This is a genomic window from Vibrio sp. 1727, assembly GCF_033344415.1.
Lineage (GTDB): Bacteria > Pseudomonadota > Gammaproteobacteria > Enterobacterales > Vibrionaceae > Vibrio > Vibrio alginolyticus.
Genome location: NZ_JAWPOT010000369.1, coordinates 1 through 642, shown reverse-complemented (window position 1 = coordinate 642; position 642 = coordinate 1). Strand labels below are relative to the sequence as shown.

Here is a 642-nt window from a genome sequence, read left to right as displayed (position 1 = left end):
GGTGAAATAACCAATGGCTTGGACTTCAGTGCACTCTTAAAGGTTTTTTCCACGCCGCCGAGCAAATTCTCTTTGTCGGTATCTATTACGAAATGTTGGCTCACTACGTCTCGGCCCAGACGGATTTGCGAACTGAACTTGCTGCGGTCTCGTAAGTACACCAACCATTGCTGAGTTTCGTTTTCGTCAATCTTGACAGGCAGATACACCAAAGGTCGCTCGCTCTTGGTGGTTTTCAACATGCGCACCAATGGCAGTGTCATAGGATGGCGCTTGCCGTTCTCACCCTCCAAAGTAAACGACACTTGCTTGGCTTTTTTATCCACGTTGATGTCGAGAGCGTGAACGTTGGTGTAACGGCTGCTTGTCGAAACGCTGGTTTTGTAGGGAATGCCTTCGATTTCTACCGTCTCTTTCTTACCAATCATTTTCGCGTTGGGTTGTTCTTGCAGGTCGTCATACCCAGCAAACACCCACGCGTTATCATCTAGGTAAGTTTTGCCAATCAGGATTGGCGCAGAGAACTGTTTACGCGAGGTAAGGTTCACCACGGTATCTACCGTATGCCCAGCAATCGTCATCGGCATTTTTACGGTTGGCCGCAAAATCGGTTTTTTGCTGGTGCGACTGCGGATAGCACTG

The 642-nt window shown here is 48.8% G+C and carries 1 pseudogene; it reads right to left on the bottom strand.

Features of this window, described 5'->3' with window-relative positions:
• A pseudogene (locus R8O10_RS25795) lies at nt 1-642 on the bottom strand (peptidase); the annotation flags it as partial.